This is a genomic window from Streptomyces spectabilis (assembly GCF_008704795.1).
GTDB classification, from domain to species: Bacteria; Actinomycetota; Actinomycetes; order Streptomycetales; family Streptomycetaceae; genus Streptomyces; species Streptomyces spectabilis.
Genome location: NZ_CP023690.1, coordinates 606716 through 631777, shown reverse-complemented (window position 1 = coordinate 631777; position 25062 = coordinate 606716). Strand labels below are relative to the sequence as shown.

At 72.0% G+C, this 25062-nt stretch carries 26 protein-coding genes; 9 read left to right on the top strand and 17 right to left on the bottom strand.

Going from position 1 to position 25062, the window contains the following annotated elements:
• Positions 1 to 468 precede the first annotated feature (468 nt).
• The 3 genes from CP982_RS02600 to CP982_RS02590 all read right to left on the bottom strand — a co-directional run bounded on the left by CP982_RS02600 (position 469) and on the right by CP982_RS02590 (position 5045).
• Positions 469 to 2796 carry a beta-galactosidase gene (locus CP982_RS02600; protein WP_170316331.1) on the bottom strand — a complete coding sequence of 776 codons (2328 nt, stop codon included), beginning with the start codon at positions 2794 to 2796 and terminating at the stop codon, positions 469 to 471.
• Between the two features lie 322 nt (positions 2797 to 3118).
• The gene (locus tag CP982_RS41495) at positions 3119 to 3490 is read right to left on the bottom strand and encodes an STAS domain-containing protein (protein WP_170316330.1); all 372 of its coding nucleotides are present in this window, start codon (positions 3488 to 3490) and stop codon (positions 3119 to 3121) included.
• Between the two features lie 280 nt (positions 3491 to 3770).
• Positions 3771 to 5045, bottom strand: a complete 1275-nt coding sequence (locus CP982_RS02590) for a dienelactone hydrolase family protein (RefSeq protein WP_184925646.1) — start codon at positions 5043 to 5045, stop codon at positions 3771 to 3773.
• Between the two features lie 233 nt (positions 5046 to 5278).
• Between CP982_RS02590 and CP982_RS02585 the strand changes: the two genes are divergently transcribed.
• From CP982_RS02585 to CP982_RS02575, 3 genes are read left to right on the top strand one after another with little or no spacing between them, the layout of a single operon-like run.
• Entirely contained in the window at positions 5279 to 5899 is a 621-nt protein-coding gene (locus CP982_RS02585) for a TetR/AcrR family transcriptional regulator (protein ID WP_150508947.1), read from the top strand.
• Positions 5896 to 6762, top strand: a complete 867-nt coding sequence (locus CP982_RS02580) for an alpha/beta fold hydrolase (RefSeq protein ID WP_150508946.1) — start codon at positions 5896 to 5898, stop codon at positions 6760 to 6762. Before CP982_RS02585 ends, CP982_RS02580 begins: the two co-directional genes overlap by 4 nt.
• Positions 6746 to 7501 carry a uracil-DNA glycosylase gene (locus CP982_RS02575; RefSeq protein ID WP_150508945.1) on the top strand — a complete coding sequence of 252 codons (756 nt, stop codon included), beginning with the start codon at positions 6746 to 6748 and terminating at the stop codon, positions 7499 to 7501. Before CP982_RS02580 ends, CP982_RS02575 begins: the two co-directional genes overlap by 17 nt.
• A gap of 6 nt (positions 7502 to 7507) precedes the next feature.
• Here the strand turns inward: CP982_RS02575 and CP982_RS02570 are convergent, their stop codons facing one another.
• The 3 genes from CP982_RS02570 to CP982_RS02560 all read right to left on the bottom strand — a co-directional run bounded on the left by CP982_RS02570 (position 7508) and on the right by CP982_RS02560 (position 10970).
• Positions 7508 to 9904: an ATP-binding cassette domain-containing protein gene (locus CP982_RS02570; RefSeq protein ID WP_150508944.1), complete on the bottom strand. Its 2397-nt coding sequence runs from the start codon at positions 9902 to 9904 to the stop codon at positions 7508 to 7510.
• Positions 9905 to 10031: 127 nt separating this feature from the next.
• On the bottom strand, positions 10032 to 10445 hold the full coding sequence (locus CP982_RS02565) for a VOC family protein (RefSeq protein WP_150508943.1): 414 nt from the start codon (positions 10443 to 10445) through the stop codon (positions 10032 to 10034).
• 9 nt (positions 10446 to 10454) lie between these two features.
• A complete protein-coding gene (locus tag CP982_RS02560) occupies positions 10455 to 10970 on the bottom strand; it encodes a helix-turn-helix transcriptional regulator (RefSeq protein WP_150508942.1) in 516 nt (171 codons plus the stop codon).
• A gap of 240 nt (positions 10971 to 11210) precedes the next feature.
• On the opposite strand from CP982_RS02560, the gene CP982_RS02555 reads away from it, so the two are divergent.
• Positions 11211 to 11831, top strand: coding sequence for a DJ-1/PfpI family protein (locus tag CP982_RS02555; RefSeq protein ID WP_150508941.1), 621 nt, complete (start codon positions 11211 to 11213; stop codon positions 11829 to 11831).
• A 24-nt stretch (positions 11832 to 11855) separates the two neighbouring features.
• On the opposite strand, the gene CP982_RS02550 is transcribed toward CP982_RS02555, so the two are convergent.
• The 4 genes from CP982_RS02550 to CP982_RS02535 form a co-directional block, all read right to left on the bottom strand.
• On the bottom strand, positions 11856 to 12122 hold the full coding sequence (locus CP982_RS02550; RefSeq protein ID WP_150508940.1) for a DUF4235 domain-containing protein: 267 nt from the start codon (positions 12120 to 12122) through the stop codon (positions 11856 to 11858).
• Between the two features lie 4 nt (positions 12123 to 12126).
• The gene (locus CP982_RS02545) at positions 12127 to 12609 is read right to left on the bottom strand and encodes a DUF3618 domain-containing protein (RefSeq protein ID WP_150508939.1); all 483 of its coding nucleotides are present in this window, start codon (positions 12607 to 12609) and stop codon (positions 12127 to 12129) included.
• Positions 12606 to 12977 carry a phage holin family protein gene (locus tag CP982_RS02540; RefSeq protein WP_150508938.1) on the bottom strand — a complete coding sequence of 124 codons (372 nt, stop codon included), beginning with the start codon at positions 12975 to 12977 and terminating at the stop codon, positions 12606 to 12608. The genes CP982_RS02545 and CP982_RS02540 overlap by 4 nt, the downstream gene beginning before the upstream one ends.
• Before the next feature lie 186 nt (positions 12978 to 13163).
• The gene (locus tag CP982_RS02535) at positions 13164 to 13367 is read right to left on the bottom strand and encodes a hypothetical protein (protein ID WP_150508937.1); all 204 of its coding nucleotides are present in this window, start codon (positions 13365 to 13367) and stop codon (positions 13164 to 13166) included.
• A gap of 372 nt (positions 13368 to 13739) precedes the next feature.
• Here CP982_RS02535 and CP982_RS02530 point away from each other — a divergent pair, with 372 nt between their 5' ends.
• Together CP982_RS02530 and CP982_RS02525 are read left to right on the top strand one after the other, a co-directional pair.
• Entirely contained in the window at positions 13740 to 14426 is a 687-nt protein-coding gene (locus CP982_RS02530) for an eCIS core domain-containing protein (RefSeq protein ID WP_229879250.1), read from the top strand.
• A 451-nt stretch (positions 14427 to 14877) separates the two neighbouring features.
• Entirely contained in the window at positions 14878 to 15060 is a 183-nt protein-coding gene (locus CP982_RS02525) for a CsbD family protein (RefSeq protein WP_150508936.1), read from the top strand.
• 64 nt (positions 15061 to 15124) lie between these two features.
• Here the strand turns inward: CP982_RS02525 and CP982_RS02520 are convergent, their stop codons facing one another.
• Complete coding sequence (locus tag CP982_RS02520; RefSeq protein ID WP_150508935.1) at positions 15125 to 16345, bottom strand: GNAT family N-acetyltransferase; 1221 nt, start codon at positions 16343 to 16345, stop codon at positions 15125 to 15127.
• Between the two features lie 198 nt (positions 16346 to 16543).
• On the opposite strand from CP982_RS02520, the gene CP982_RS02515 reads away from it, so the two are divergent.
• The 3 genes from CP982_RS02515 (at position 16544) to CP982_RS02500 (ending at position 18198) form a co-directional block, all read left to right on the top strand.
• A complete protein-coding gene (locus tag CP982_RS02515; RefSeq protein ID WP_150508934.1) occupies positions 16544 to 16771 on the top strand; it encodes a DUF5133 domain-containing protein in 228 nt (75 codons plus the stop codon).
• Positions 16772 to 17140: 369 nt separating this feature from the next.
• Positions 17141 to 17683 (top strand): response regulator, encoded by a 543-nt coding sequence (locus CP982_RS42075; protein WP_184925643.1) that lies wholly within the window; start codon positions 17141 to 17143, stop codon positions 17681 to 17683.
• A gap of 101 nt (positions 17684 to 17784) precedes the next feature.
• Complete coding sequence (locus CP982_RS02500) at positions 17785 to 18198, top strand: ANTAR domain-containing protein (RefSeq protein ID WP_150508933.1); 414 nt, start codon at positions 17785 to 17787, stop codon at positions 18196 to 18198.
• A gap of 55 nt (positions 18199 to 18253) precedes the next feature.
• Here CP982_RS02500 and CP982_RS02495 read toward each other — a convergent pair whose 3' ends face one another.
• The 6 genes from CP982_RS02495 to CP982_RS02470 are packed head-to-tail and all read right to left on the bottom strand — an operon-like array spanning position 18254 to position 24931.
• Complete coding sequence (locus CP982_RS02495; protein WP_150508932.1) at positions 18254 to 18811, bottom strand: 5' nucleotidase, NT5C type; 558 nt, start codon at positions 18809 to 18811, stop codon at positions 18254 to 18256.
• Positions 18808 to 19614, bottom strand: coding sequence for an acetoacetate decarboxylase family protein (locus CP982_RS02490; protein ID WP_150508931.1), 807 nt, complete (start codon positions 19612 to 19614; stop codon positions 18808 to 18810). Before CP982_RS02490 ends, CP982_RS02495 begins: the two co-directional genes overlap by 4 nt.
• Positions 19611 to 20807, bottom strand: a complete 1197-nt coding sequence (locus CP982_RS02485) for an MFS transporter (RefSeq protein ID WP_150508930.1) — start codon at positions 20805 to 20807, stop codon at positions 19611 to 19613. The genes CP982_RS02490 and CP982_RS02485 overlap by 4 nt, the downstream gene beginning before the upstream one ends.
• A gap of 11 nt (positions 20808 to 20818) precedes the next feature.
• Positions 20819 to 22189, bottom strand: coding sequence for a glycosyltransferase (locus CP982_RS02480; RefSeq protein WP_150508929.1), 1371 nt, complete (start codon positions 22187 to 22189; stop codon positions 20819 to 20821).
• Positions 22190 to 22223: 34 nt separating this feature from the next.
• Positions 22224 to 23000, bottom strand: a complete 777-nt coding sequence (locus CP982_RS02475; RefSeq protein ID WP_150508928.1) for an L-iditol 2-dehydrogenase — start codon at positions 22998 to 23000, stop codon at positions 22224 to 22226.
• A gap of 32 nt (positions 23001 to 23032) precedes the next feature.
• Positions 23033 to 24931: an FAD/NAD(P)-binding protein gene (locus CP982_RS02470; RefSeq protein WP_170316329.1), complete on the bottom strand. Its 1899-nt coding sequence runs from the start codon at positions 24929 to 24931 to the stop codon at positions 23033 to 23035.
• Positions 24932 to 25062 lie beyond the last annotated feature (131 nt).

Here is a 25062-nt window from a genome sequence, read left to right as displayed (position 1 = left end):
CGGCCTCCGTCGCGGCCGTCGCGACGGGCGCGGGCGAGCGGCGGTGAGGACGGCCTCGGCGTCCACGGGCGCATCACCCGCGGCCCGTCACGGCGACGGGCGCGACCAGGGCGTCGCCGAGCAGCGCTGACCACGGGGAAGGAAGTTCGAACGAGAAGCGGGAGCGTGCGGGGCCTGGGGCGGGAACGTCAGGCTGGGGCGGCGGAGGTCGTGAGGTGATCACCGTCATGGTGTCGGCCTGTCCCCGAACCCGAAGGTGCCGAGCCCGGTGCTCTTCACCGAGAGAGCGACCGGCAGGGGAAGGCGGTCAAGAAACGCTCTCGATGACTGGGATCCTACTCCTGCGGCCCGCCCGGCCACGACTGTTCGGCTCGGCCTCGTCCAGTAGGGCCGAGCCCGCCCGGACGGGCAGTGAACAGGAGTAGGTTGGGACGATTGATGCCGACGCGCGGTCCCGGGCCGCGACGACTAGACCTCGTCGAGGTGCCAGTGCTGGCTGGTGGCGTCCGTGTCGTTCTGCTGGACGATCTTCGCTCCGTCCGCGGTGGAGTCGGCTTCGACCCCGAGCACCTTGCCGCTGTGGACGTTGACGAGTTTCACGTAGCCGCCGCCGGTGTCGGCGAGGCGCCACTGCTGGTTGGCGCCGCGGGTGGCGGGCCATTGGATGACGGGTGCGCCGGGGGTCGTGGACTCGCTGTGGACGTCGATGTGGTGCCCTGAAAGGGAGTTGGCGAAGGTCGTGAGCCCGTGGGACAGCGTGGTGCGGCGCCACTGCTGGTTGGCCTTGCCGTGGCGGGGCCACTGGATGAGCTGGACGCCTTGTGCGGTCGACTCGTCGGGAACGTCGAGGACCTTGCCGCTGCGCCGGTTGGTGAGGACGTACGCGCTCTGCAGGGCGGCGGCGAAGCCGATGGGCTCGGGTGCCGTCCGGTGCAGGTCGAAGACGACGATCTCGTTGCGACCGGTCCGCAGCCATGGGGCGGGGCAGTACAGGCGCTGCTGCGGGCCGATCGACCAGTAGCGGCCGAGATTGTGGCCGTTGACGAAGACCACGCCCTTGGTCCAGGCGGACATGTCCAGGTAGGTGTCGCCGGTCCGGTCGAGGGTGAGGGCGGCGCGGAAGAAGAGGCCGCCCCTGTCGCGGTCGCTGATGGCCGGGCGCAGCGAGGCCACGAACTTCTCGTCGACGGGCAGCGAGTGGGTCTGCCACCGGGTGAGCGGGCCGTCGAGCGCACCCGCGTCGGACAGCGACACCTGCCCGGTGATGCCCTTGCGGTCGACGTAGTGCCCGAAGTTCACCCGGCCCAGGCCCGCCACGAGGATGTCGAGCGTCGGGGTCGTGCCCGCGTCGCCGAGGGGCAGGCTGCTGCCGGTGGTGACCTTCAGCGGTCCGGCGTACGACGGCCAGAGGGCGACCCGGCTGAAGCCGCCCTGGTAGGCGCCGTCGAGGAACACCGTGGCGTAGTCGTGCACGCCGGTGACGTGCAGGGTCGCGCCGGTGTACCCGGACAGCGGGCGGCGGTAGAGGACGAACCCCGAGTTCTGCCCATAGGTCTCCATGGGCTGGGCGGTGACCGTACGGGACGCGGGCAGTGCCGGGGGGAGGTTGTCCCACAGCGAGGCGTACGCCCTGGGTGTCACCGGGCTCGGGGTGATGGTGGCGACGGCCGCCGGGAGCGGGGGCAGCGGTTCGTCCAGGTAGCTGTCGATGAGGGAGCGGTACGCGGTGTAGCTCGCGGTCGGGCGGCCCTGCTCGGTGATCGCCGCGCTGTAGTCGTAGCTGGTGATGTCGGGGGTGTAACCGCTGCCGTCGTCCGCGGAGTTGGCCCCGGCCCAGTAGCCGAAGCTGGTGCCCCCGTGGATCATGTAGATGTTGAACGACAGCTTGGCCTGCATGAGGCCGCGCAGGATCGGCGACTTGTCCTTGCCGATGCCGCCGAACCCGCTGTCGCCCCACGCCGTGAACCAGCCGGCCCAGGACTCGCCGATGAACGCCGGTACCGCGGGGAAGGCGCGGCGGCAGTCGGCGATGGCGGCGGCGTCCCCGTCGGACAGGCCGATGGCTCCGCCGGGCACGTTGGTGCGGTTGGCCTTGACCTGCGCCAGGCCGTCCTGGGTGTAGAACGGCCCGGGAACGCCCGCGTCCAGCCAGGCCCTGCGGATCTCGTCGACGTACGTGGCGTCGTCGCCGAACGAGCCGTACTCGTTCTCGATCTGCACCATGAGGACGGGGCCGCCGTTGGCGACGAGGAGGGGTCTCACGACCGGTGCGATCTTCTTGACGTAGCGGCGGACCGCCGCCATGTAGCGCGGGTCGGCCGCGGCCCGTACGCGGATCTCGGCCTCGGGGTCCTGGAGCAGCCAGGCGGGCAGTCCGCCCAGGTCCCACTCGGCGCACACATAGGGCCCCGGGCGTAACAGCACCCACATGCCCTCGTCCTGGCACAGCCGGACGAACGCGGCGAAGTCGCGCCGGTCGGTGGTCAGGTCGAAGACGCCCGGACGCTCCTCCAGGTAGTTCCACATGAGGTACACGCCGATGGTGTTCAGGCCCATCGCCTTGGCCATCCGGATGCGGTGGCGCCAGTACGGCACGGGGATGCGGCACGGGTGCAGTTCACCGCTGCGGATCTGGAAGGGCTCCTTGTCGAGCAGGAACTGGCTGCCGTCCGCGGAGAATCCGAACGTGTGGCCCGCGGCGGCCCCGGAGCCCCGGGCGGCGGCGTGGCCCTCGGTGGCCCAGGTGGCGGCGAGCGGGGTGAGGGCGCTGATGATCAGGAAGTCGCGTCGATCCATGGGGCGCTCCAGGGGGGTGAGGAGAAGTCTCTGGCCCGGCGAACGTGGAGTGACGTCAGCTGCCTGTCGGCAGTGTGGGATTACGGTAGAGCGTGTTCGAGTGTGTTGGAAGGGGTGCGGTAATGGTTGTGTTTCGTACCGTCAGATCGCGTCAGGACAGGGGGAGTTGGCGCAGGGCCGGGGCGGCGGGCGCTTCATGGTGAGGGCCTCGACGCGTGACGGCCAGGACGGCGTGATGGTCGCCTGACCGCCCGCGCGCGTTATGGCCTGATGGCCGCCCGCTGCGACGACTCGTACGCGCTCCGGTCCTGGCTCTCCCGGCTCAGGGCGTGCGCGGCGGATCCTCGCGTCGGCCGCGGTCCGGGTCCTCCGGATCACGCGGGTGCGTCAGGATCGCGTCGACTCCCGTGATGTGCAGCACCCGCTGGACCGGCCGCGAGGACTCGATCACGGTGATGCGGCCGCCCGCGAGGCCGCAGTGCCGATGGTGCGCGGTCAGGGCGTTGATCCCGGACGAGTCGATGAAGGCGACGTCGGTCAGGTCCAGCTCCACGCGGCGGTGCAGCAGGGGCGCCAGGGCGGCCCGCAGCGAGGGCGCGCTGGCGATGTCCAGATCTCCGTGTACGCGCACCAGGGCGGGGTCGAACCCCGAGACGATGTCCACGTGCAGGGACGAGGGTGAGGCGGCGGCCATGGCGGTGCCTTCCGGAGGTACACGGCAGTGCCGGTCAAGGACCATGCATACGGTAGTGATACCCGCCAGGTCCGAGCATTTCCTTGCCGCAGACGTACCGGAAAGGCGCAATCGAAGGGGCTGGGCGGACGCGTGACTGAACTGTTGTCGAACGACCGTCCGCCCGCCCGAAGGGTGAGCGACGGCCAGTGGTGGCCTCCGGCGCGCCGGGACGCGGCGCATGCCGTGGCCGCGGCGGCCGCCCGGGTTTCCCGAGGGCGGACGCCGCGGCCTTCGTACGTCAGATCCCGTCGTCCGGCCGCTTGTTGACCTTCAGGTTCTTGGGAATGGCGGGCAGCAGCCGCTGCTTCGACGAGACCTCACGGATGGTGCGGGGGTCGGTGAACGTCTCCGGGCGGGCGGGGTGGAAGGTGAGGCCGGGGCCGCCCTTGCGCAGGTTGCCGCCCTTGGGGGCGAGGCTGCTCAGGGCGGGGAGCCGGTAGGAGGGGGCCTTGCGCAGCGCCTGCTCCAGGAACGCGGCGGTCAGCTGTGCGGCCTGGGCGCGGGCGGCGGCCGGTGACGCGACCTTGGAGGGCTTGCAGGGGCCGATGCCGCCGCCCTTGTCGGTGGGGGCGAGATTGGTGTTGATCATCCGGTGTCCTGTCCCCGCGAGGAGCACGTCCGCCGCGACCTTGGTCGAGCCCGACTTCGCGAGCGCCTTCATCGTCGAACGCCCGGCCTGCGGGTCGACGTCCTCGTCGCAGGCGCCCCGGATGTTGAGGACCGGGACCTTGTGCGGAGCGGGCTCGGCGTTCTCGGCGGGCTCGATGGCCACGGTGCCGAAGAGCCCGGCGCGCTGGGCCGCCTTGGGGGACAGGACGTAGCCGCCGCCCCGGCTGTGCCCGACCAGGCCGACGCGGGAGGTGTCGATCCGCCCCTTGACCCCGGGGATCTTCAGACCGTGGTCGATTCCCTTGTTGAGGTCGGAGAGGAGCCGCAGATGGGCGCTGACCAGATCGGTGTAGCCCTTGGTGGGGTCGGTCTCGCCGCCCCACCAGTTCTCCGGGGACACGACGTCGATGGAGACGGCGACGAACCCCTTGCGCGTGAGCGCCTGCACGACGTGCGACAGGCCCACGTTCTGCCGCAGATAGTCCGGTCCGAGGCCGCGCTCCGGCTTCCCGGGCTTGGCGCAGACCAGCGGCCAGTGGGTCTTCACGGGCCGGCGGGCGACGACGTCGGACGCGTCCTTCGTGGTCACGCAGTTGTGGTGGGTGCCGTGCAGGACGACGACGACCGGGTGGGGCCCCTTGCCCTTGGGCATCCCGAGCACGCCGTGGACCTGGGACGGGTTGCCCGCCGTCCGGCCGCCGGTGATCTTGAGGAGGCCGGGGGCGAGCCGATAGCTGGTCAGGCTCGCCGCGTTGCTCGTGGTCCCGGCGGTGGTGGCCTGTCGCGGCGATGCGGGCTTGCCGGGGGCCGCCGCCTGAGCGGCGGCGGTGCCGCAGGCGAGCGTCAGAGCGAAGGCGGCGGAGGCGGCCGTGAGGTGCGCCGCCCGGCGGGTTGCAGTGGTCATGGCTGGGAGGACGGTGGAAAGGAGGGGTGCGTTCCCTTTCGCCGCCCGGCTTCCCAGGCCGATGTGCCGATACGGCCGAGTGGCCGATCCCTCCGCTCCCTGCCTGGTCAGAGCGTTGCGCGGGAGCGATGCTTGACCGTCTCCAGAGGCATCCCTAAATTTAGAGAAGGCTCTAATTATGGAAGTTCATGGGAGCTCATGGAAGCTCAGGCGTGGGGAAGGGGCGTGTGCGTATGCGGCCGGTCGAAGGGGGGCTCCGCGAGCGGCACAAGGCCCAGCGGCGCAGCCGGATCCTCGAAGCCACGCGCGAACTCCTCCGGGACGGCCCGGATTCGGTGATCGGCACCGAGCGGATCGCCGAGCGGGCGGAGGTCGCCCCGGCCACCGTGTACAACCTGATCGGACCGCGCGACAAGATCTGGGAGGCGCTCGCCGACGGCTTCACGGACGAGTTGGAGCGCCGTCTGGAGGCGTCGGGCGGCGGCCCGAGGGAGGTGGTCACCACGACCGTCGAGCTGTTCGTGGGCGATCCGGTCGTGTCGCGGCGCATGGTGCGCGAATGGGAGGCGAGTGGCCTGGTGTTCGCCCGCAGTCCGCTCGTCCAGCTCCGCCGGGCGCTGGCGGACGCCCGGACGCAGGGCCTCCTGCGCGACGACGTCGACACGGACGCGCTGGCCTCCGCCGTCGGCACCTCGTGCGTGGGCGCACTGCACCAGTGGGTCGCCGCCCTGATCGACGACGACCGGTTCCTCGCACGTGCCCTGTTCGCCCTGGACGTCGTACTCGCCGCGGCGGCCACCGACGCCCACCGCGACGAACTCCTGTCGCCGCTGCGGACCAGGGGCGCACGGTGACGTCCGGCGCCCTGTCCCGGAGGTTCGCGGGCCGCGGCGGAATCGGGCTCACGGCCGACGTGTGGGGCGAGGCGTCATCACCGCCCCTCCTCCTGCTGCACGGCGGTGGCCAGACACGGCACGCCTGGGACCGGACGGGCCCGCACCTGGCCGCCCTCGGGTGGCAGGTCATCGCCCCCGACCTGCGCGGGCACGGCACCAGTGAGTGGTCGGCCGACGGCGACTACGACCTCGACCTGTTCGCCGACGACGTACGGGCGCTCGTCGCCGCGCTCGGCGGACGGCCCGTGATCGTCGGCGCCTCGCTCGGCGGCCTGAGCGCGCTGCTCGCCGCCGGAGAGCCGCCCAGGGCGGCGGTGCGCGCGCTGGTGCTCGTCGACGTCGCCCACCGGCCCGACGGCCGTGGGGTCCGCCGGATCGTCGAGTTCATGCGCGGCAGGCCGGACGGATTCGCCAGCGTCGGGGAGGCGGCCGCGGCGGTGTCCGCCTACCTCCCGCACCGCCCGCCTCCGGACGATCCCGAAACGCTGCGGAAGAACCTGCGCCGCCACGGCGATCGCTGGGTCTGGCACTGGGACCCCCGGATCCTGGACTGCTTCGAGGGCCGGATGGACCCGCCCGGCAGGGCCGAGCGGGTCCTCGCCGCCGCGCGCCGCGCCGCCGTGCCCCTGCTGCTCGTGCGCGGCGGCATCAGTGACGTGGTGCGCGAGGACGTCGCCGAGGAGTTCTGCTCCGAGGTCCCGCTCGCCCGGCGCGTCGACGTGGCCGGCGCCGGGCACATGGTGGCGGGCGACCGGAACGACCACTTCCGCGACGCGATCGTCCCGTTCCTGGAAGGTGCGCGGTATGGAACCCCTGGCTGAACTGGACGCCCGTGTCACGGAGTGCGCGGCCTGCCCGCGTCTTGTGGCGTGGCGCGAGGAAGTCGGGCGGGTGAAGCGGGCCGCGTACCAGGACTGGACGTACTGGGCGCGGCCGGTGCCCGGGTTCGGGCCGCCGGACGCCTCGCTCCTCGTCATCGGGCTCGCGCCCGCCGCGCACGGCGGCAACCGGACGGGCCGGATGTTCACCGGCGACCGCTCCGGAGACGTCCTGTACGCGGCGCTGTACGAGCTGGGGCTCGCGTCGAGTCCGCTGTCGGTGTCCCTGGACGACGGGCTGACGCTGCGCGGCGTACGCGTGACCTCGCCGGTGCACTGCGCGCCGCCGGAGAACAAGCCCACGCCGGGGGAGCGGGACACCTGCCGGCCCTGGCTGGTCCAGGAGCTGGAGGTGCTCGCGCCCCGGCTGCGGGCGGCGGTGGTCCTCGGGGCGTTCGGGTGGCAGGCGGCCCTGCCCGCGTTCGCTGCGGCCGGGTGGCGGGTGCCCAGGCCGCGCCCGAGGTTCGCGCACGGCGCCCGCGTCACCTTGGAGCGCGGGACACCGGGCGCTGACGGTCCGGGGCAGATCACCCTGTACGGCTGCTTCCACGTCAGCCAGCGCAACACGTTCACCGGCCGGCTGACCCCGGCGATGCTGCGGGACGTGCTGCGGGAGGCGGCGGGCGAGGCGCGCGTCCCGCCGTACGCGCCGCTCGACTCCCGCCCGCACGCGGGCGGTTGACCGGCGTCAGGCCCCGACGTACGCCGCCAGGTGCTCGCCGGTGAGGGTGGAGCGGGCGGCGACCAGCTCTGCGGGCGTGCCCTCGAAGACGATCCGGCCGCCGTCGTGCCCGGCGCCGGGGCCGAGGTCGACGATCCAGTCGGCGTGCGCCATGACCGCCTGGTGGTGCTCGACGACGATGACGGTCTTGCCGGAGTCCACGAGCCGGTCGAGCAGGGCCAGCAACTGCTCGACGTCGGCGAGGTGCAGACCCGCGGTCGGCTCGTCGAGGACGTACACGCCGCCCTTCTCCGCCATGTGCGTGGCCAGCTTCAGCCGTTGCCGCTCACCGCCGGACAGCGTGGTCAGCGGCTGGCCGAGGCTGACGTAGCCGAGGCCGACGTCGACGAGCCGCCGCAGGATCTTGTGCGCGGCCGGAGTGCGGGCCTCACCCGCGCCGAAGAACTCCTCGGCCTCGGTCACCGACATCGCGAGCACCTCGCTGATGTCGCGGCCGCCGAAGCGGAATTCGAGGACCGAGGCGTCGAACCGCCTGCCCTCGCACTCCTCGCAGGTCGTGGAGACACCGGCCATCATCGCCAGGTCGGTGTAGATGACCCCGGCGCCGTTGCAGTTCGGGCAGGCGCCCTCGGAGTTGGCGCTGAAGAGCCCCGGCTTCACGTCGTTGGCCTTGGCGAACGCCTTGCGGATCGGGTCGAGGAGGCCCGTGTACGTCGCCGGGTTGCTCCGCCGCGAACCGCGGATCGGGCTCTGGTCGACCGACACCACGCCCTCACCGGCGGGGATCGAGCCGTGCACGAGCGAGCTCTTGCCGGACCCGGCGACGCCCGTGACGACGGTGAGCACCCCGAGCGGAATGTCGACGTCGACGTCCCGCAGGTTGTGCGCGTTCGCGCCGCGGATCTCCAGGGCTCCGGTCGCCTCGCGCACCGTCTTCTTGACGGCGGCCCGGTCGTCGAGGTGGCGTCCGGTGACGGTGTCGCTGGCGCGCAGGCCGTCGACGGTGCCCTCGAAGCAGACCGTGCCGCCCTCCGTACCGGCGCCAGGGCCCAGGTCCACGACGTGGTCGGCGATCGCGATCGTCTCCGGCTTGTGCTCCACGACGAGCACCGTGTTGCCCTTGTCCCGCAGCCGCAGGAGCAGCTTGTTCATCCGCTCGATGTCGTGCGGGTGCAGACCGATGGTGGGCTCGTCGAAGACGTACGTCGTGTCGGTGAGCGAGGAGCCGAGGTGGCGGATCATCTTGACGCGCTGCGCCTCGCCGCCCGACAGCGTGCCCGAGGGCCGGTCGAGCGCGAGGTAGCCGAGACCGATCTCCACGAACGAGTCGAGGCTCTGCTGCAACGCCGTGAGCAGCGGCGCCACGGACGGCTCCGTGAGCCCGCGGACCCACGTCGCCAGGTCGCGGATCTCCATCGCGCACGCGTCGGCGATGCTGATCTTCTTGATCTTCGACGATCTGGCACCCTCGCTCAGCCGGGTCCCGTCGCACTCGGGGCAGGTGGTGAAGGTGACCGCCCGCTCCACGAAGGCGCGGATGTGGGGCTGCATCGCCTCCTTGTCCTTGGACAGGAACGACTTCCGGATCTTGGGGATCAGCCCCTCGTAGGTGAGGTTGACCCCGTTGACCTTCACCTTCCTCGGCTCGCCGTAGAGGAAGTCCCGCATCTCCTTCTTGGTGAACCCGCGGATCGGTTTGTGCGGGTCGAGGAGGCCCGACTGGGCGTAGAGACCCACGGTCCACTGGCTGTCCGACTTCCAGCCGGGGATGGTGAACGCGCCGTCGGCGAGCGACTTGGAGTCGTCGTAGAGCTGGGTGAGGTCGATGTCGGAGACCGAGCCGCGGCCCTCGCAGCGCGTGCACATGCCGCCGGTGCGGTTGAACGTCGCCTTCACGGTCCTGGTCTTGGCGGCGCCGCGGTCGACGGTGATGCCGCCGCTCGCCCGCACCGACGCGACGTTGAAGGAGTACGCGCTGGGCGGGCCGATGTGGGGCTTGCCGAGTCTGCTGAAGAGGATGCGCAGCATCGCGTGGGCGTCGGTGGCGGTGCCGACCGTGGAGCGGGGGTCGGAGCCCATCCGCTGCTGGTCGACGATGATCGCGGTGGTCAGACCGTCGAGCACGTCCACCTCGGGCCGGGCGAGGGTCGGCATGAAGCCCTGCACGAAGGCGCTGTAGGTCTCGTTGATCATTCGCTGCGACTCGGCGGCGACCGTGTCGAAGACCAGCGAGCTCTTGCCGGAGCCGGAGACCCCGGTGAACACCGTGAGCCGCCGCTTCGGGAGCTCGACGCTGACGTCCTTGAGGTTGTTCTCGCGCGCGCCGTGCACGCGGATCAGGTCGTGGGTGTCGGCGACGTGCGGCGCAGGCGACTGCGTGTGCGTCCTCGTGGCCTTGCTCATCGTGTCTCCATGTGTCTCCGCGGGGCCGCCCGCGCGGCCTCCGCCCCTGTCGCCTTGCGCGATCCGATCGGCGGAGCCTCCCGCGGCGATGGGCCGGGACCCTACCGCAGGGGGCTTCGGCGGGGTTCTACTGCTTGCGGGGCTGGTTGAAGCGGAGCATGTTGCCCGCCGGGTCGCGGAAGGCGCAGTCGCGCACGCCGTAGGGCTGGTCCATGGGCTCCTGGAGCACGTCGGCGCCCGCGGCCTGGACGCGTTCGAAGGTGGCGTCGACGTCGTCGGTCGTGAAGATCACGCCGCGCAGCAGGCCCTTGGCGAGCAGCTCCGCCATCGCCTGCCGGTCGGCCGGGGCGGCGTTGGGGTCGGCGAGCGGCGGCTCCAGGACGATCTCCACGTCCTGGGCGGGGGAACCGACGGTCACCCAGCGCATCCCCTCGAAGGCGACGTCGTTGCGCACCTCCATGCCGAGGACGTCGCGGTAGAAGGCGAGCGCCTTGTCGTGGTCGTCGACTGCGATGAAGCACTGCGAGAGCTTGATGTCCATGCCTCGACGCTACGAGGCGCCGCCCGAATCCGCTTCTCCGATCCTGACGGGATTCCCGGCGGCCCGCGAAGCGCCGTTCCCGCGCCCGGCCAGGTCAGACCCCTCGGCCGCGCCCTGCTCGCGCGCCGGCCCCCCGTTCCTGAGCGGCCGCGTGTGGACCTTGGCGACGCACGCCGGGATCGCGGCGCCCGCCTCGTGGTCCCGGGCCCGGTACGCGCTCGGCGACTCACCGACCAGCTCGGTGAAGCGCGAGCTGAAGGACCCCAGTGACGTACAGCCGACCGCGAAGCACACCTCGGTGACGCTCATGTCGCCGCGCCGCAGCAGCGCCTTCGCCCGCTCGATGCGGCGGGTCATCAAGTAGTTGTACGGCGTCTCCCCGTAGGCCGCACGGAAGCTGCGCGAGAAGTGGCCGGACGACATCAGGGCGACCTTCGCGAGCGCCGGGACGTCCAGCGGCTCCGCGTAGCGGCGGTCCATCACGTCCTTCGCGCGGCGCAGCCGCCTCAGGTCCTCCAGGTTCATGCGCCCAGCATCCCACGGGCCCCCGTTTCCGCCCCTCTCTGACCTGCGGCTCCCCGCGGACCACGGACCCCGGCGGGTTGTGCGCCGCCCTGCCAACTCCTGGGCGCGGGACGAAGAGCCGGGCGGCCCGGGCCTGCTCGCGCTCGTCCTCATGGGGTGGGGCGTCAGGAATACGGACTCCCGCGACGCCGCATCCGTGGCCCCGCTGAGGCCCGCCGGGCGGTGGTTATGCTGCGGCGCATGGACATAGTGATCCCGCTCTTCGACGACTTCGAGCCGCTCGACGCCATCGGTCCCTACGAGATCCTCGCGTACCTCCCCGGTGCCACCGTGCGGTTCGTCGGCTCCGCACCCGGGCTCGTGCAGGACACGCTGGGCTCCCTGCCCGTGCACGTCGCGACCGGGTACGCCGAGGTGGAGCGCTGCGACGTCCTGTTGATCCCGGGCGGGGGCAGCGCCCGGACCATGGCGGAGAGCCCCGACTTCCTCGACTGGGTGCGGCGGATGCACGCGGGCACCCGCTTCACCACCTCCGTCTGCACCGGTTCCCTGGTGCTCGGCGCGGCCGGTCTTCTGGACGGCCTGACCGCCACCACCCACTGGGACGCGGCCGCCCAACTGGAGTCGTACGGAGCCGAGTACACCCCCGACCGGGTCGTCCGGCACGACCGTGTGATCACCTCGGCCGGGGTCTCCTCCGGCATCGACATGGCCGTCCAGCTGGCCGCGCTGCTCACCGACGAGGTGACCGCGCAGGCGATCCAGCTGTACACCGAGTACGACCCGCAGCCCCCCTTCGACACTGGATCGGTGGCCAAGGCCCCGGCTGAGGTCCTGAAGCGGGCCCGCTCCTTGCGCTAGCGCGCTCGCCAACGCGCTGCCCCGTCAGTCGGGCCAGGTCCCGGTCAGGCGGCGTACGGCGGTGGCGCCCGCGCGGTCCACGGTGGCCTTGGTCGCGGCGAAGATCGCGCCCTGCAGGGCGGCGGCGAGCAGCACCTCGCTCCAGGCGCGCTGCTCGTCGGTGGCGTCCGGGGCGTCCTCGTCCCGGACGACCACCTTCCAGGTCTTCTTGAACAGCGCTCCGGCGACCATGCCGCTGACCGCGCCGAGGGCGAGACCGACCGGCTTGTAGGCGATCCTCGATGCCTTCATGCGGTCATCCGTTCCGTCGGCGGTACGCCCACCACACGACGACGGCGGCACCACCGGCCGCCAGCAGCGCGGTGCGGTGGTTGCGGGCCATCCGCGCGCCCTCGGCGGTCTTGGCACGCACCGGCTCGGGCGCCTTCTCCTCCCAGGCACGGCCGGTCCTGGCCGCCTGGGCGCGGGCCTGCTCGCCGGCCTGGACGGCCTTGTCCTTGACCGGGTCGGGCAGCTTGTCCTGCGCGCGGGAAGCGGCGTCGGCGGCCTTGGCCTTGAACTCCTTGGCCTTGACCGCGGCCTGCTCCTTGAGCTCGCCCGCCTTGGCGGCGGCCTGTTCCTTCACCTCGGTGGCCTTGTCGTGGGCGCGGGCCTTGACGTCCGCCTTGGCCGCGAGGGCCTCGACCGTCCCGGCGAGTTCGTGGCGGGTCCGCTCGACCTGCTCGCGCAGTTCGCGCGGGGTCCCGGCCGAGTCGTCCTCGTGCGGAAGCTGGGTCATCGGTGCGCACTCTCCTTGATCTCGGCCACATCGGCCTTCACGTTCTCGATCGCCTTCTCCGGCACGGGCGGCGCGGCCCGGGAGACCTCCTTCTTCCCCGTCACCGCCATCAGCGCGGCGACCGCCCCGAGCACCCCGGTCACGACGAGGGCCGCGGCCCACACCGGCAGCGGCACCGCGAGCGCGGCGATCGCGGTCGCCACCAGGGCCTGCAGCATCAGGAACCCGACCACACCGGCCCCGCCGAAGAGGCCGCCGCCCTTGCCGTACCGCCTGCCCTTCTCCTTCATCTCCGCCTGCGCCAGGCGCAGTTCGCCCCGCACCAGCTCGGTCAGCTGTTGCGACGCGCGCTGCACCAGCTCGCTCACCGGTTCCGAACCCGGCGCGTGTGGGTCAGGCCCGCTGCGAGGCTGCGTACTCGACACAGCGATCACCTCCTGTCTGGGGCTGTTTTCCGGCCCGGGGCGCCATGGCGCCACGCCCCGGTGGGTGCGGGTACCCCGAACAGCCGGGATGGTGCCTACGAGATCCGACGAAGGCGTAGCGCGGGCGGCTCACGCGGCGTCCCGGCGTGCGCGCCGCTCGGCATGCCGACGCCGTCCCCGGGGTTCGGCGGTGCTGTGCACGAGGCGCAGGTGCCGCGCCCGCGCATGGCGTGCCTTCGGCGAGTCGTCGAACAACCGGCCCTCAAGGCGATCCATCGCGTACAGCAGCACGGCCAGGACCGGCAGCAACAGAATGGCGACGGCGATCAGCACGTGGAACCCTCCCGGCCGGCGATACGCCTTCGGGTGCCCGGCGCGGCGCCCGGCATCGGCCGCCGCGTGTGAAGTTCTGGTGACCATCGGGCGGTCGATCCGTGACCACGGGGAACACCACGCTCTTCGCGACAGCGCGCCTGGTCCGTGGTGTCGTGCGGTATGCCCCGCGGTCTGCCCTGACGGCCCTGCTCGTCCAGGTGGCTGCCGACTACAACGGTCGGAGGAGAACGCTGTGCAGGAAGGGGTCCCGTGCGGGCACACGAAGAGCCATCCAAGGAGAAGCCCGGGGGAGAAGGCCGTGCTCGCCGCCGCCCGGCGGGGTCCGCCCCCGGAGGGCCGGCGCGCGGGCCGATGAACCCCTCGGAGGTCATGACGATCCAGCGCCTGGCGGGCAACGGAGCCGTCGCGCGCCTGCTGGAGGAGGAGCGGCACGCCCACGGGCCCGGATGCGGCCACGGCGGTGCGCAGGAAGGTGGCGCGACCGATCACCAGGCGTTGATCAATGACGCCTTCAACTCTCCGACCAGCTCGCTTCCGGGCCCGTTGATCGCTCGGGCGGAGTCGTTCTACCAGAACAACTTCTCCGCCGCCCGGTTCCACACGGGGCCGGTGGCGCAGCGCGCCATCGAGGCGATGGGGGCCCGCGCCATGACGATCGGCGCCCATGTGTTCCTGCCGCCGGGAGCGACCCAGGACCTGTCGCTCATCGGGCACGAGTTCAGCCACCTCGACAAGAACTTCAGGAACCAGCCGGAGACGGGCGTGGACAACGGCTCGGGGATGCCCGTCACCGATCCGAACCAGTCCTCGGAGCGGACGGCGGACGTCGAGGGCGACGCCTTCGCCGCGGGATGGGAGACCGCCCCGTCCGTCACCGTCCAGAGAGCGGCGGCGGACGGCGCGGACCACATGGCCCCCGGCCGGTCCGCCCCGGTGCGGCGCGCCGCGCGGGACGACCTCATGGACCTCGACAGCGCGGAGGAGTTCGGCTCTTCGGACCTGGAGGAGCTGGCCCACATGGCGGACGCCGCGCCGCTGGAACGCATCAGGGAATGACCGCCGGGGACCCGTACCTTCTTCCATCCCGTGGAGGTGCGGGCGGCGGTCGACACGAACGGCAAGCTCGTCGTCGCGGCCAACGGCGTGTCCTCGAAAGCCCACTTGGCCTGGCACGCGGAGCTCCGCGTCCTCGCGCACAACGGCGGCGTGCCCCCCCGGGCACCTCGGCGGTACGAAGCACCCGTGCGCCACCTGCTTCACCCAGCTCCATCCGAACGGCTCGCCCAAGAACGCCGACGGCGAAGACCTGGTGCGCCCCGGCGCGTTCTACTCGGAACACTTCGCCAACAAGACGGTGAGCGAGTACCAGAACAGCGTCGACGTCCTTCCGGCCGCACAGGCGGCGTCCGGAGCCGAGGCGCGTCCGCACGCGGCGGCCTCCTCCGGATGCACACCGCCCGAATCCCTCATAGCGTGACAGACACCCCCAACCCACAAAGGAGTGATCATGGGCGTGGACAAGGCCAAGGGCAAGGCGAAGGAAATGGTCGGCAAGGCCACCGGCAACGACCGCATGGAGGCCGAAGGCAAGACCGATCAGGCCAAGGCCAAGATGCGGGAGGCCGCGGACGAGGCACGCGAGCGGGCCCAGGGCGTCCGCGACTCCCTGCGCGACCGCGACGACCGCTGACCACGCGCCGGAGAGCCGCCCCGCCGTGTAGGCGGGGCGGCTCACGCCGTGCGGCCGATACCCGTCAGAACCAGTGCAGGCAGTGCGGGGAGCGGTCCGCGCGGAAGATGGCGTCGGCCACAGCGGCCGCTTCCCGGTGGTGGGCCCGGATGTGTCCGGCGCGTACGAGCGTGCTCGGGGCGGTGCCGCCGAGGTAGACCGAGCCCAGGTCGCGCACGTCCAGGGACAGGTCGGGCTCCCGGTCCGTCGGCACGCAGTCGGCCTTGCCGTCCCGGACGGTCAGGAGGTAGCGGCCGTGCTCCCCCAGGAACGGGTCCTCGACGTCGAGGACGAGCTCGCCGTCCGTGAACCAGCCCCGCGCGGTCAGCGCCCGCGGGACGTCCAGCAGGCGCACCCACAGCCAGTCGGTGTCGCCGCTCACCTCGCCCGCGCGGAAGTCCGCGAACTGCCAGCGCAGCGGGTGCCCGGGCGGGACGTGCTTGAACACGACCTGGGAGACCAGGTCGTGCCCTAGCACGAACCGGGCCAGGGCGGTGAAGACGGCGTCGTCGGTGGCGATGGTCTCGTCGACCGTCAAGGTCTGCGATTCGCCGATCGAGTAGCTGGCGTAGCCGTCCGGGACGCCGTCGGCGTCCCGGTGGACGGCGACGTGACGCGGCGCCGGAGAGATCGGGGGCTGCCCCGCGCGCAGGGCCCACCAGCGGTGCGGCCGGGACAGCGCGCCGGGCTGCGCGCGGCGGTACCGGTCGTAGACCTCTTCCAGCACCTCGCCGCACTCGGCGCGACGCAGCACCTCGACCGCTCCGGTCTCCTGCGTGGCGGCCGCCGCGCGTGCCCGGGGGAGGGTGGGGGCGGCTCGGTGGCGCGGGACCGTCAGGCGGGCCGTATAGGTCGCCGGTCCGTAGCCGAACCTGCCGTAGATCGGGGCCTCGGAGGCCAGCAGCACGGAGAGGAACTCCCCGCGGGCCCGCAGCTCGGCGAGCTGATGGCGCATCATCGCGCTGAGGACGCCCTGGCGCCGGTGCGAGGGCAGGACGCCGACGGCGGTCACCCCGGAGGCCGGGACGAGGATCTCACCGGGCAGGGTGAGTTCGAAGGAGTGCGCCGCGGCGGTGCCGACGGGCCGCCCTTCCGCCGTCGTGGCGAGCAGACAGCGGTCCGCTTCGAGCGCCGACCACCACAGCCCGCCGCCCTCGACCGGGGTTTCGGGGAAGCGCCCGAACGCCGCGTGGACCGTGTCGACGAAGACGCCAAGGTCGTCACCGGTCGTGGAACGAATCTCCATCGGTGCTGCTGCCTCCTCGGGATACGGGCACCACACCTCGTGGCGCCCGGCCCCAGTGCAACGCCGACCCGTGGCCAGGGCAAGCGATTTACAGCCGGGTCCGCGACGGGGCCCGCCGCACCCGCGCATGGCGGCCGGGAGTCGGGGCACACGGTCGCTGTGTGTTCCAGGGAAGTCCGGTGACCAGGGAGGTTCCCCATGCTCATGGCCCACCCCGCGATTCTGCGCAACCTCGTCGAGCAGTACGAGACGCTGCGGATCCTGCACGCCCAGGACGGCAGCCCGCAGGTCCGGCAGCGCATGGACGACGTCGCCTACACGCTGTGCGTGTCCACGGGCACCCGTGACGTCGACACCGCTCTCATCGCGGCCCGTCACCAGCTGCCCGGCGCCCGGCCCGAGGACGACTCCCTCCTCACCGCCTGAGACCGGGGCCCGCGCCTCTCGGTGCCGCGGGGCCGCCGGAAGAGACCGGTGTGAGAGGACGCGGGCTGGCGACTCGTGGGGGACAGGGTTGGGACCACAGCTCTGAGGTCCTTCGCCGCCACGTGGCCGCGGTGGTGAAGGGCCGCGTCAACAGGGCACAGAAGCCTGACCCCTGCCCGTGGATCTTGCCGGACGGCACGTGCGGCGAGGCGAACGACGACGTCACACCCCGTGGAGATCCTCGGATAGTGGGATGAGCGCCCGGAGTGGCGCGTGGGGGACGGCGGGCAGCGCTAAGGTGGCGGCCTGGAAGATGGTCAGGCAGCGGCCACTTCGTGCTCTTCGCGCGTCATCTGGAGAACATCGCCCATGAGGCTGCCGCCTGCGCACCACACGCCGGTTCCCGCGCACCACACCCCCGCCCCCGCGCACCACGCCCCGGCCCTCACGCCCACCACCCCGGGCACGGAACCCGCCGCTTCGACCCACAGCCGCGGCCGTGCGCCACGGGACTCGTACGCGGTACTGGTCGTCGACGACCACACGGACAACCTCTTCGCCATGGAGCAGGTGCTCCTTCCCCTGAAGCGTCGCGTCCTGCGCGCCACCAGCGGCGAACAGGCCCTGCGCACGGTGCTGCGCGAGAACGTCGCCGTCGTGCTCCTGGACCTGCTGATGCCCGGCCTCGACGGCCTGGACGTGCTCGGCTATCTGCGCCGCCTCGACCAGACCCGGCAGCTTCCGGTGATCCTGATCACGGGGGTGGGACGCAGCGACGAGCTGGCGGAGCGCGCCTTCCGCCTCGGAGCGGCCGGGTTCCTGATCAAACCGGTCAGTCCCTGGGCGCTGCGCGCTCAAGTGGAAGCCCTCGCCGCCCTCTACACCCGGATCCAGGAGCACGAGGCCGACTGACCGGCCGCGCAGGACCGATCGGCGTCGGGCGGGGGTTGCGCGGTCGTGCCGCGGCAAGGAGCCTGGAGGCGGACGCACGCCCTGCGGGATCGGAGGCCCCCATGCCGTTCGCCGTACCCCGTGGCGGGCCCGAGCCACAACCTGCCCCGGACTCCGCCGAGGTGCGGGCTCTGCGGGAAGAAGTGGAACAGCTGCGGCACGCGCTGCACTCCCACGCGACGGTCGACCAGGCCATCGGGGTCGTCATCGCCAGGGGAGGGCTGAGCCCGCAGGAAGCGTGGGACGTGCTGCGGGAAGTGTCCATGCGCACCAACACGAAGCTGCGCGTCGTCGCCGAACAGCTCGTGGAGTGGGTGCACACCGCCGAGCTGCCCCCGGCCCTGCGCGGTGAACTGGAACGCCAGTTGAGCCTGCGGCGCCAGGAGCAGGAGGCCTCGTCGGCGAGCCCGGTCCCGTCGTCACCACCGCCCGGCGAGGGTCTCCCGCTCCCCGCCCGGTCGGACGGGGAGCGGTAGACGGGCTCACTGCCGAACCCACCGAGGAGCGTAGTTGCCGGTGGGCGCGGTCCACTCACCCCGTGTGTGAATGGGTGACCGCTGACGTGAAGTACCGGTGTACGTCCCGCCATGACGAGACCCGGTGGAAGCGGTCCTCGGACACGTTGTGGTGCGCGTCGAAGAGGAGGCCGCGCCCCGTGAAGAGCTCCAGGTTGCGGGGGTTGTCGTCGATCAGGTAGTCCGCCTTGACGTACTGCTTGGAGCCGCAGAAGACATAGCCGCGGTCCGGTACGAAGGGGAAGGACTCCTGGAGCCACAGATAGCGGTCGCGCAAGGACACGGGGTGGTCCATCGCCGAGGTGGCGAAGATGATCTCGAAGCGTCCGGCAAGGTCCTCGAGGACCCAGCGGGCGTCCCGCATCACGGGCACGTCCCGCGAGAACCCGGGCTCGTCCAGGCACGCCTCGACCTGGACGCTGCGCTCGGGAGGCACGGCCTCGCGGATCTGCCTGCCGTGGATGGCCTCGCGCGACAGCGCCTCGCCGTAGTCCTCCTCGTACCGTTCGAGCCGCTTGGCGACCGTGTCGGCCGACACCTCGTCGAGGTCGACGGCGAGTACTTTCCTGGTCATACGAGGCGCCTCTGGCCGCGGTTCTCGATGTCGCGCCGAAGCCGGCGCACGACGCACGGCCCCTGGCTCAGCACCGGCAGGCGCTCCAGCGCGTTGACGACGTTGTAGAAGGTCGGCAGCTGCTCCCACGACGACCTCACGAAGCGGACGCGGCCGGTCGCCGTCGCCTGTCCGACGACCTCCACGCCGTCGACGGCGGGCGTGAGCACCGCGCCCGTGCGGTCGGGTCGCGATCCGGCGTCCACGCCGGGGACGTATCCGAAGTTGAGTACGCCGTCCTGCGCGCAGGCGGGCTCGGGCGGCACCTCGGTGATCCGCTCGAACTCCAGCTCCGCGAAGGCGTGGCCGTCCCAGGACGCCTCGCAGCGGTGCGCGTGGGGCCCCGCGGGCCGGGACGTCAGATCGGCGAAGAGCTTGGCGTAGCCGAGCTCCTCCCTGCCCGTGATGATCGGGTCGGCCATGTTCTCCCAGACGACGGCGACGAAGGAACCCGTCACCTTGTCGTGGCGGCCCTCGAAGCGGACCGGGAGCTTGACCGCGAAGGTGTCGTAGCCCCGCCCGGCCAGCCAGGGCACATCGGTCAGTTCGGTGTACTCCACCGTCACGACCGGCTCGCCGTTCAGGGCGAAGCGGGGCGGGAGCAGTTCACCCAACGCCTCGGCCGTCGTCGTGAAGCGGAGCGCGTACGAGGTGATGGAGGCTTCCCCGCCCCGGGGCTCGCAGCCGGGCAGCGCCTGGCGCGGGCCCGGCATCGGCCCGAACGCGACCGGCATGCGATACGTGTAGTCGGGATCGAACCTCATCGCTCCGCCCCCTCAAGCCGGCCCGCGACCGGATCGTGCGCTGACGGTGCCCTCCGCGGCTGCCCCTTGAGCAGCAGCGCGAGCAGGCTGATCACCACGCCGACGACGACCACCGACCCCAGCGCGGCGCGCAGCCCGAGCAGGTCCGCCAGGACGCCGACCAGGACGGGCCCCACGAGGAAGCTCGCGTATCCGGCGATCGCCACGGTGGAGCTGACCTCGCCGACCCGGTCGGGCCGCAGGTCCCCGGCGACCGAGAAGCCGATCGGCGCGATGCCGGACAGCAGGATCCCGACGATGAAGAGCGCTGCCACCGCCTGCACCGGGCCCGGCGCGAACAGCGACCACACCATGGCGGCCGCCATGAGGAGCCCGCACGCGGCGATGGTCACCAGGCGGTCGACGTAGCGCAGCACGGCGGACGTCAGGACGCGGCCGAGCCCCATCGCCCCGTGGAAGCTCGCGAGGCCGAAGGAGCTGATGATCGCCAGATCGCTGACCGTGTCCCGGACGTAGATCGCGGACCAGTTCTCGAGGATGCCGGAGCCGAGGAAGGAGACGCCGACGATGCCCGCGACCAGCAGGACGTCGGCCCCGAGCAGGACGCGCCGGTCCCGCGGCACGGACTCGGCCCCGGTCCCGGGCGCGGTCGACGACCTCGCCTCGGGCACGGCGTGGCGGTGCGCCATCCACCACACGAAGAGGGCGAGGACGACCGCGACCCCGAAGTAGCCGACGCGGAATCCGAGCGGGCGGTAGGCGCCGAAGCACAGCGCCCCCGCCGCGGCGGACAGGCTGAACGCCCCGTGCATGAAGGCGAGGATCTGCTTGCCCGACTGCTGCTCGATGGCGATCGCCACCGCGTTGATCGCGACGTCGAACGAGCCCTGGCAGCCCAGCAGGACGAGGACCAACGGCACGAGCACCACGTACGAGTCCGTGCACCCCACGCCCACGAGCGCCAGGGCCATGCCGGCCGCCCCCGCCATGAGCAGCCCCTTGGCGCCGAACCTGGCGATGAGTCGCCCGCCCAGGAACATGGCGGGCAGCGCTCCGGCGAACCCGACGGTGAGACAGAGACCCAGTTCCAGCGGGGACATGTCCAGATCGCGCACGAGGTCGGGGAGCGACGCCTGCCAACTGCCGAGCGTGAAGCCGAACACGCAGAACAGGGCCGCGCACAGGCGGATCATGCTGCTCTCCTTCACGCTTCCGAGGTGTCCCACCAGCTCAAGGAGGCCGACAGACCGGCCGACATGCTCGTCGCGAAGTCGATGACGCTGCCCTTGACGATCCCGCCCCCGTCGTCCGCCGCCCGCAGCATGGCCTCCGCCATCTCCCGCGCCCGCAGCGGAGCGAAGCCGAACGTCTTGGGCTGGTCCCGCAGGAGGTGGCGCATCGGCGGGATGTCGTGCCACGCGATGCTCACGTCCTCGTGGCCGAACGCGAGCGCCTCGATGAGGGTGAGCGGCCCCGCCTCGAACCGGGAGGCGAACACGCAGATCTCCAGGGCCGGGCTCGCCAGGATCCGGAACGGCAGCAGCGGCTCGAAGTGCTCGACGAAGGTGTAGCTGCCCGGCGGCAGCTCCCGCAGCTGCTCGCGCAGCGACGCCACGTACTCCGCCGCCGCGACCTCCTGGGGCGCGAGCAGCACCAGATGCCAGTCCTCGGCGTCGTCCCGCTCGCGCAGGAAGGCGCCGAACGCGGGAATCACCACGTCGAAGCCCTTCTGCGGCACGCACCGGCCCCAGGAGAAGACGAGCCGCTTGTCGCCCGGCACCGGCCCCAGGTCGCCGCCCGCCCCGGCCCCGGCCAGTTCACCGAACCGGCGCGAGCGGATGTAGACCGCGTTCTGGAACGGGACCAGGTCCTGCTCGCGCCGGTCGTACTCGGTGAGCAGCACGTCGCGGTAGTAGGTGCCGACGAAGCCGATCCTGTCCCGGGTCGCGGTCCGCATCAGGGCGAAGCCCTCGTCCTCGTACGACGTCCTGTTGCGCGAGTTGGCGTCGAGGAAGACCCGGCCGAGCGTGTGCGTCATGTAGATCAACTGCACGTTGGGCCACGCCGCCAGGTGAGACCTGAGGGTGGCGAACATCGTGCCGTGCGCGAGGACGGTCACCCGGCTCCGGCCCTCGGCGAGCCCCCGGATCTCCGCGGCCGCGCTCTCGCACATCGCGCGCCAGCGGTCGACGTCGTCGAGCGACCAGACGTTCTTCAGGGAGGAGTTGTCCGTCACGTCGAACCACCGGAAGTCCCCGCGGTACCGGCCGCAGGCGGTGGCGACGTCGGCCACGATGTCGCTCGCGTAGTCGTCGGACGCCGGGTCGAGACGCGGGCTCAGCGCGTGCAGCGACCAGTTGTCGTGCCGCAGCTCCGCGGTCGACGCCACGATCTCGTCGATCGCCTCGAAGAACCAGTGGACGACACAGCCGATGCCGCACTTGAGCGAGGAGAGGCCGTCGATGGAGACGACGACGAGCGCGGCATCCGGCACCTCCTCCGCGCCGCCGTGCGCCGGACCGCCTCCGGCCGGTGCCGCGATCGCCTCGCGCCTGTCGTGCCCCGGTACCGCCATAACCGCCTCCGTCTCCTGCGGGCGCCGCCGCCCGTCAGCTCATCCAGTTGCCGCCGTCGACGTTGAGCGTCTGGGCGACGATGTAGTCCGCGTGGTGCGAGGCCAGGAACACGCCGGCGCCCACCAGGTCGTCGGCCTGCCCGATGCGCCCGAACGGCACGGCCTCGCCGACCAGCCGCTTCTTCTCACCGAGCGGCCGGTTCTCGTACTTGGCGAACAGCGCGTCGACGTTGTCCCAGGAGGTGTCGACGACGCCCGGCGAGATGCCGTTGACGTTGATGCCGTGCCGGATGAGGGCGAGGCCCGCGGACTGCGTCAGGCTGATGACCGCGGCCTTGCTCGCGCAGTACACGGCGACCAGCGGCTCGCCCCTGCGCCCGGCCTGGGACGCGATGTTGATGATCTTTCCGGTTACGCCGCGGTCGACCATGTCCCTCGCGACCGCCTGGAGGGTGAAGAGCAGGCCTTTCACATTGATGTCGAAGATCCGGTCGTACTCGGCTTCGGTGATCTCCAGGATCGGCTGCATGTCGAAGACGCCCGCGTTGTTGACGAGGATGTCGATCCTGCCGAAGCGGAGGGACACCCGCTCCACCATGGCGCGCGCCGCCGCCGTGTCCGCGACGTCCCAGGCGAAGGCCGAGGCCCGCTCGCCGAGCTCCGCCGCGGTCTTCTCGGCCGCCACGGCGTCGACGTCCGCGACGGCGACGTACGCGCCTTCCTCGACGTACCGCTGCGCGATCGCCCTGCCGATGCCCCGGGCCGCGCCGGTGACCACCGCCACCTTGTCGTTGAGGACCTTGCTTTCCACGACACACCTCCATGGGTTCCGTACTCAGTAGTTCAGTACTCGGAAAGGGAGGCCCCGTCCGGGTGCTGCGGGCCGAAGCAGTAGTCCATGTCGCACGCCCCGAGAGGCGGTCCGTCCGCGGCGGGGAGGCCGGTCAGCTCGACCTGGTCCAGGGCCGCTCGGGCGATCGTGTCCGCGTCGCGGAAGAACTCGCCCCAGGGGCCCGGACGGCCGATGCCGACCTGCATGAACCAGCGGGTTGACTCCGTCGGGATGCCGAGCACGTACATCCGGCGCTCCACCGAGCCGTCGGCGGCGATGGGATGGTAGGGCGCCGTGGTGACGTCGACGCCGCCCGTGCGGAACGCCGGATCACCGGCGCACACGTGCGGGCGCCAGGCCCCGGCGTCCCGCTGCCTCTTGGCCAGCGGTCCCGCGTCGCCGTCGATGTCGGGCTGCCGGACACGGGCGTCGACGACGTCCGAGCAGAAGACGCTGTAGTCGGCGACCAGCGGCGAATGGCCGACGAACCCGTCGTCGTGGGCCGTGAACCGGGCCTGGGGGCCGAGGACTTCGAGCAGGCCCGCCCGCATCAGCGCGATGAGCTGGCAGGACCGTACCGCGGAAGGGCCGGTGGAGAGGAAGGCGAGCATCGGGCCGACGCGCTCCACGAAGTCCTTGTGGGACGCGGCCGTGAGCCCGCCGAAGTCCACGGCGGCCCGCACCGTCGGCCGTACGTCCCGGACAACCTCCATGGCGGCCTTCAGCGCGCCGTCCACCTCGCCGCGCATCGCCTCCCCGACGTCGTCGGAGAGGAGCCGTACGAGCTCGTCGCGGAACGCGCCCTGATCGGCGAAGGTCCGTCCCCGGAAGGGGTGGGCGAGGTCGTCAAGGGACAGCACCTCGTCGCAGCCGAGGTCGGACGCCGTCCTGCGGAGCCCGTGCATCACCTCGGCACCGTTGGGCGGCAGGAGCGCGAGCCGGCGTTCCAGGACCGCGAAGGAGTCCGGGCCGAGGCGGCGCTGCCAGAAGGCGAGGTTCACTTCGGCCAGGAGCCAGGGCATGACGTCCCTGCGGAAGTCGAGCGGTCCCGCCGCCCGCAGGCCGGCGATCCGCTCGGGCGTGAAGAGGCGGGGCGCGTACCGGAAGTCGAACGGCCGCTGCGCGGCACCGCGGGTCGGGATGGGCAGGGCGCTCCGCGAACCCGCCACGATGAGGTCGGGCTCGTCCCCGCTCGGCACGTAGACGCAGTCGTGGCCGTGCCCGGCGAAGCGGCCGCCGCGGCCGACCGTGAGCATGGCGACGACGTCGTGGAAGGTGAGGCCGAGCCCGCGGATGCCGATCACGCTGCCGGGCAGCACTCCCAGGCGTCCGGTGCCGTCGAAGGCGCGTGCGGGCGCGCGGCGCTGCCGCCGTTCCGACGCGGGCCGCCCCGCCAGGACGGGGCGCGCGGACTGCTCGCGCGGATGGCCGCTGCAGACGGCGACCTGGTCGCAGGTGATCAGCCGGTCCCCGACGCGGAGTTCGAACCGTCCGGCGCGCTTCTCGATGCCGCTCACGAGGCCCGGCACCCGGACCAGGCGCACGTCGTGCGGCAGGTTCGTCTCCACGACGTCGAGGACGAAGCGCAGGTAGCGCCCGTAGAGGCTGCGCGGCGCGTACGCGTCGGGGCCGGGGAAGCGGGCGTCCACGCGCTGCCACCACTGGGCGAACGTCGGCCCGGCACCGGGGCGCCAGGCGCCGTCGTCGGCGGGGCCGGAGAACATCGTGACCTCGCCGCAGCGGTTGTTCATCGACAGCCACGGCGGCTGGCCCGAACGCCAGACCCGGCCGGAACCGACCTCGTCCGCGTCGATGGCGTAGATCGTGAGGGGGCGCGCGGGCCGCTTGCCGAGCAGCCGCGCTCCCAGGCGTTCGAGGATGGAGATGCCCCGCGGACCCGTTCCCACCACGGCGATGGCGTAGCCGTTCCCGAGGCCGGCCGGCGCGGGTGCCGGCTCTGCGGACGGTGCGGGACGGGCCGTGAACGGCGCGGGACCGAGATGCCGGTCGTACACCGGCAAGCGCACGCTGACTCCAGGCA

Excerpts from the sequence above, each read along its gene's own strand:
- CP982_RS41495 (WP_170316330.1), bottom strand. The coding sequence starts at position 3,490 with ATGGCCGCCGCCTCACCCTCGTCCCTGCACGTGGACATCGTCTCGGGG.
- CP982_RS02550 (WP_150508940.1), bottom strand. The coding sequence starts at position 12,122 with ATGAAGGCATCGAGGATCGCCTACAAGCCGGTCGGTCTCGCCCTCGGC.
- CP982_RS02490 (WP_150508931.1), bottom strand. The coding sequence starts at position 19,614 with ATGAGGTTCGATCCCGACTACACGTATCGCATGCCGGTCGCGTTCGGG.
- CP982_RS02565 (WP_150508943.1), bottom strand. The coding sequence starts at position 10,445 with ATGGACATCAAGCTCTCGCAGTGCTTCATCGCAGTCGACGACCACGAC.
- CP982_RS02600 (WP_170316331.1), bottom strand. The coding sequence starts at position 2,796 with ATGGATCGACGCGACTTCCTGATCATCAGCGCCCTCACCCCGCTCGCC.
- CP982_RS02560 (WP_150508942.1), bottom strand. The coding sequence starts at position 10,970 with ATGAACCTGGAGGACCTGAGGCGGCTGCGCCGCGCGAAGGACGTGATG.
- CP982_RS02575 (WP_150508945.1), top strand. The coding sequence starts at position 6,746 with ATGGAACCCCTGGCTGAACTGGACGCCCGTGTCACGGAGTGCGCGGCC.
- CP982_RS42075 (WP_184925643.1), top strand. The coding sequence starts at position 17,141 with ATGAGGCTGCCGCCTGCGCACCACACGCCGGTTCCCGCGCACCACACC.
- CP982_RS02495 (WP_150508932.1), bottom strand. The coding sequence starts at position 18,811 with ATGACCAGGAAAGTACTCGCCGTCGACCTCGACGAGGTGTCGGCCGAC.
- CP982_RS02585 (WP_150508947.1), top strand. The coding sequence starts at position 5,279 with ATGCGGCCGGTCGAAGGGGGGCTCCGCGAGCGGCACAAGGCCCAGCGG.
- CP982_RS02480 (WP_150508929.1), bottom strand. The coding sequence starts at position 22,189 with ATGGCGGTACCGGGGCACGACAGGCGCGAGGCGATCGCGGCACCGGCC.
- CP982_RS02525 (WP_150508936.1), top strand. The coding sequence starts at position 14,878 with ATGGGCGTGGACAAGGCCAAGGGCAAGGCGAAGGAAATGGTCGGCAAG.
- CP982_RS02530 (WP_229879250.1), top strand. The coding sequence starts at position 13,740 with ATGACGATCCAGCGCCTGGCGGGCAACGGAGCCGTCGCGCGCCTGCTG.
- CP982_RS02500 (WP_150508933.1), top strand. The coding sequence starts at position 17,785 with ATGCCGTTCGCCGTACCCCGTGGCGGGCCCGAGCCACAACCTGCCCCG.
- CP982_RS02590 (WP_184925646.1), bottom strand. The coding sequence starts at position 5,045 with ATGACCACTGCAACCCGCCGGGCGGCGCACCTCACGGCCGCCTCCGCC.
- CP982_RS02555 (WP_150508941.1), top strand. The coding sequence starts at position 11,211 with ATGGACATAGTGATCCCGCTCTTCGACGACTTCGAGCCGCTCGACGCC.
- CP982_RS02545 (WP_150508939.1), bottom strand. The coding sequence starts at position 12,609 with ATGACCCAGCTTCCGCACGAGGACGACTCGGCCGGGACCCCGCGCGAA.
- CP982_RS02485 (WP_150508930.1), bottom strand. The coding sequence starts at position 20,807 with ATGATCCGCCTGTGCGCGGCCCTGTTCTGCGTGTTCGGCTTCACGCTC.
- CP982_RS02520 (WP_150508935.1), bottom strand. The coding sequence starts at position 16,345 with ATGGAGATTCGTTCCACGACCGGTGACGACCTTGGCGTCTTCGTCGAC.
- CP982_RS02570 (WP_150508944.1), bottom strand. The coding sequence starts at position 9,904 with ATGAGCAAGGCCACGAGGACGCACACGCAGTCGCCTGCGCCGCACGTC.
- CP982_RS02515 (WP_150508934.1), top strand. The coding sequence starts at position 16,544 with ATGCTCATGGCCCACCCCGCGATTCTGCGCAACCTCGTCGAGCAGTAC.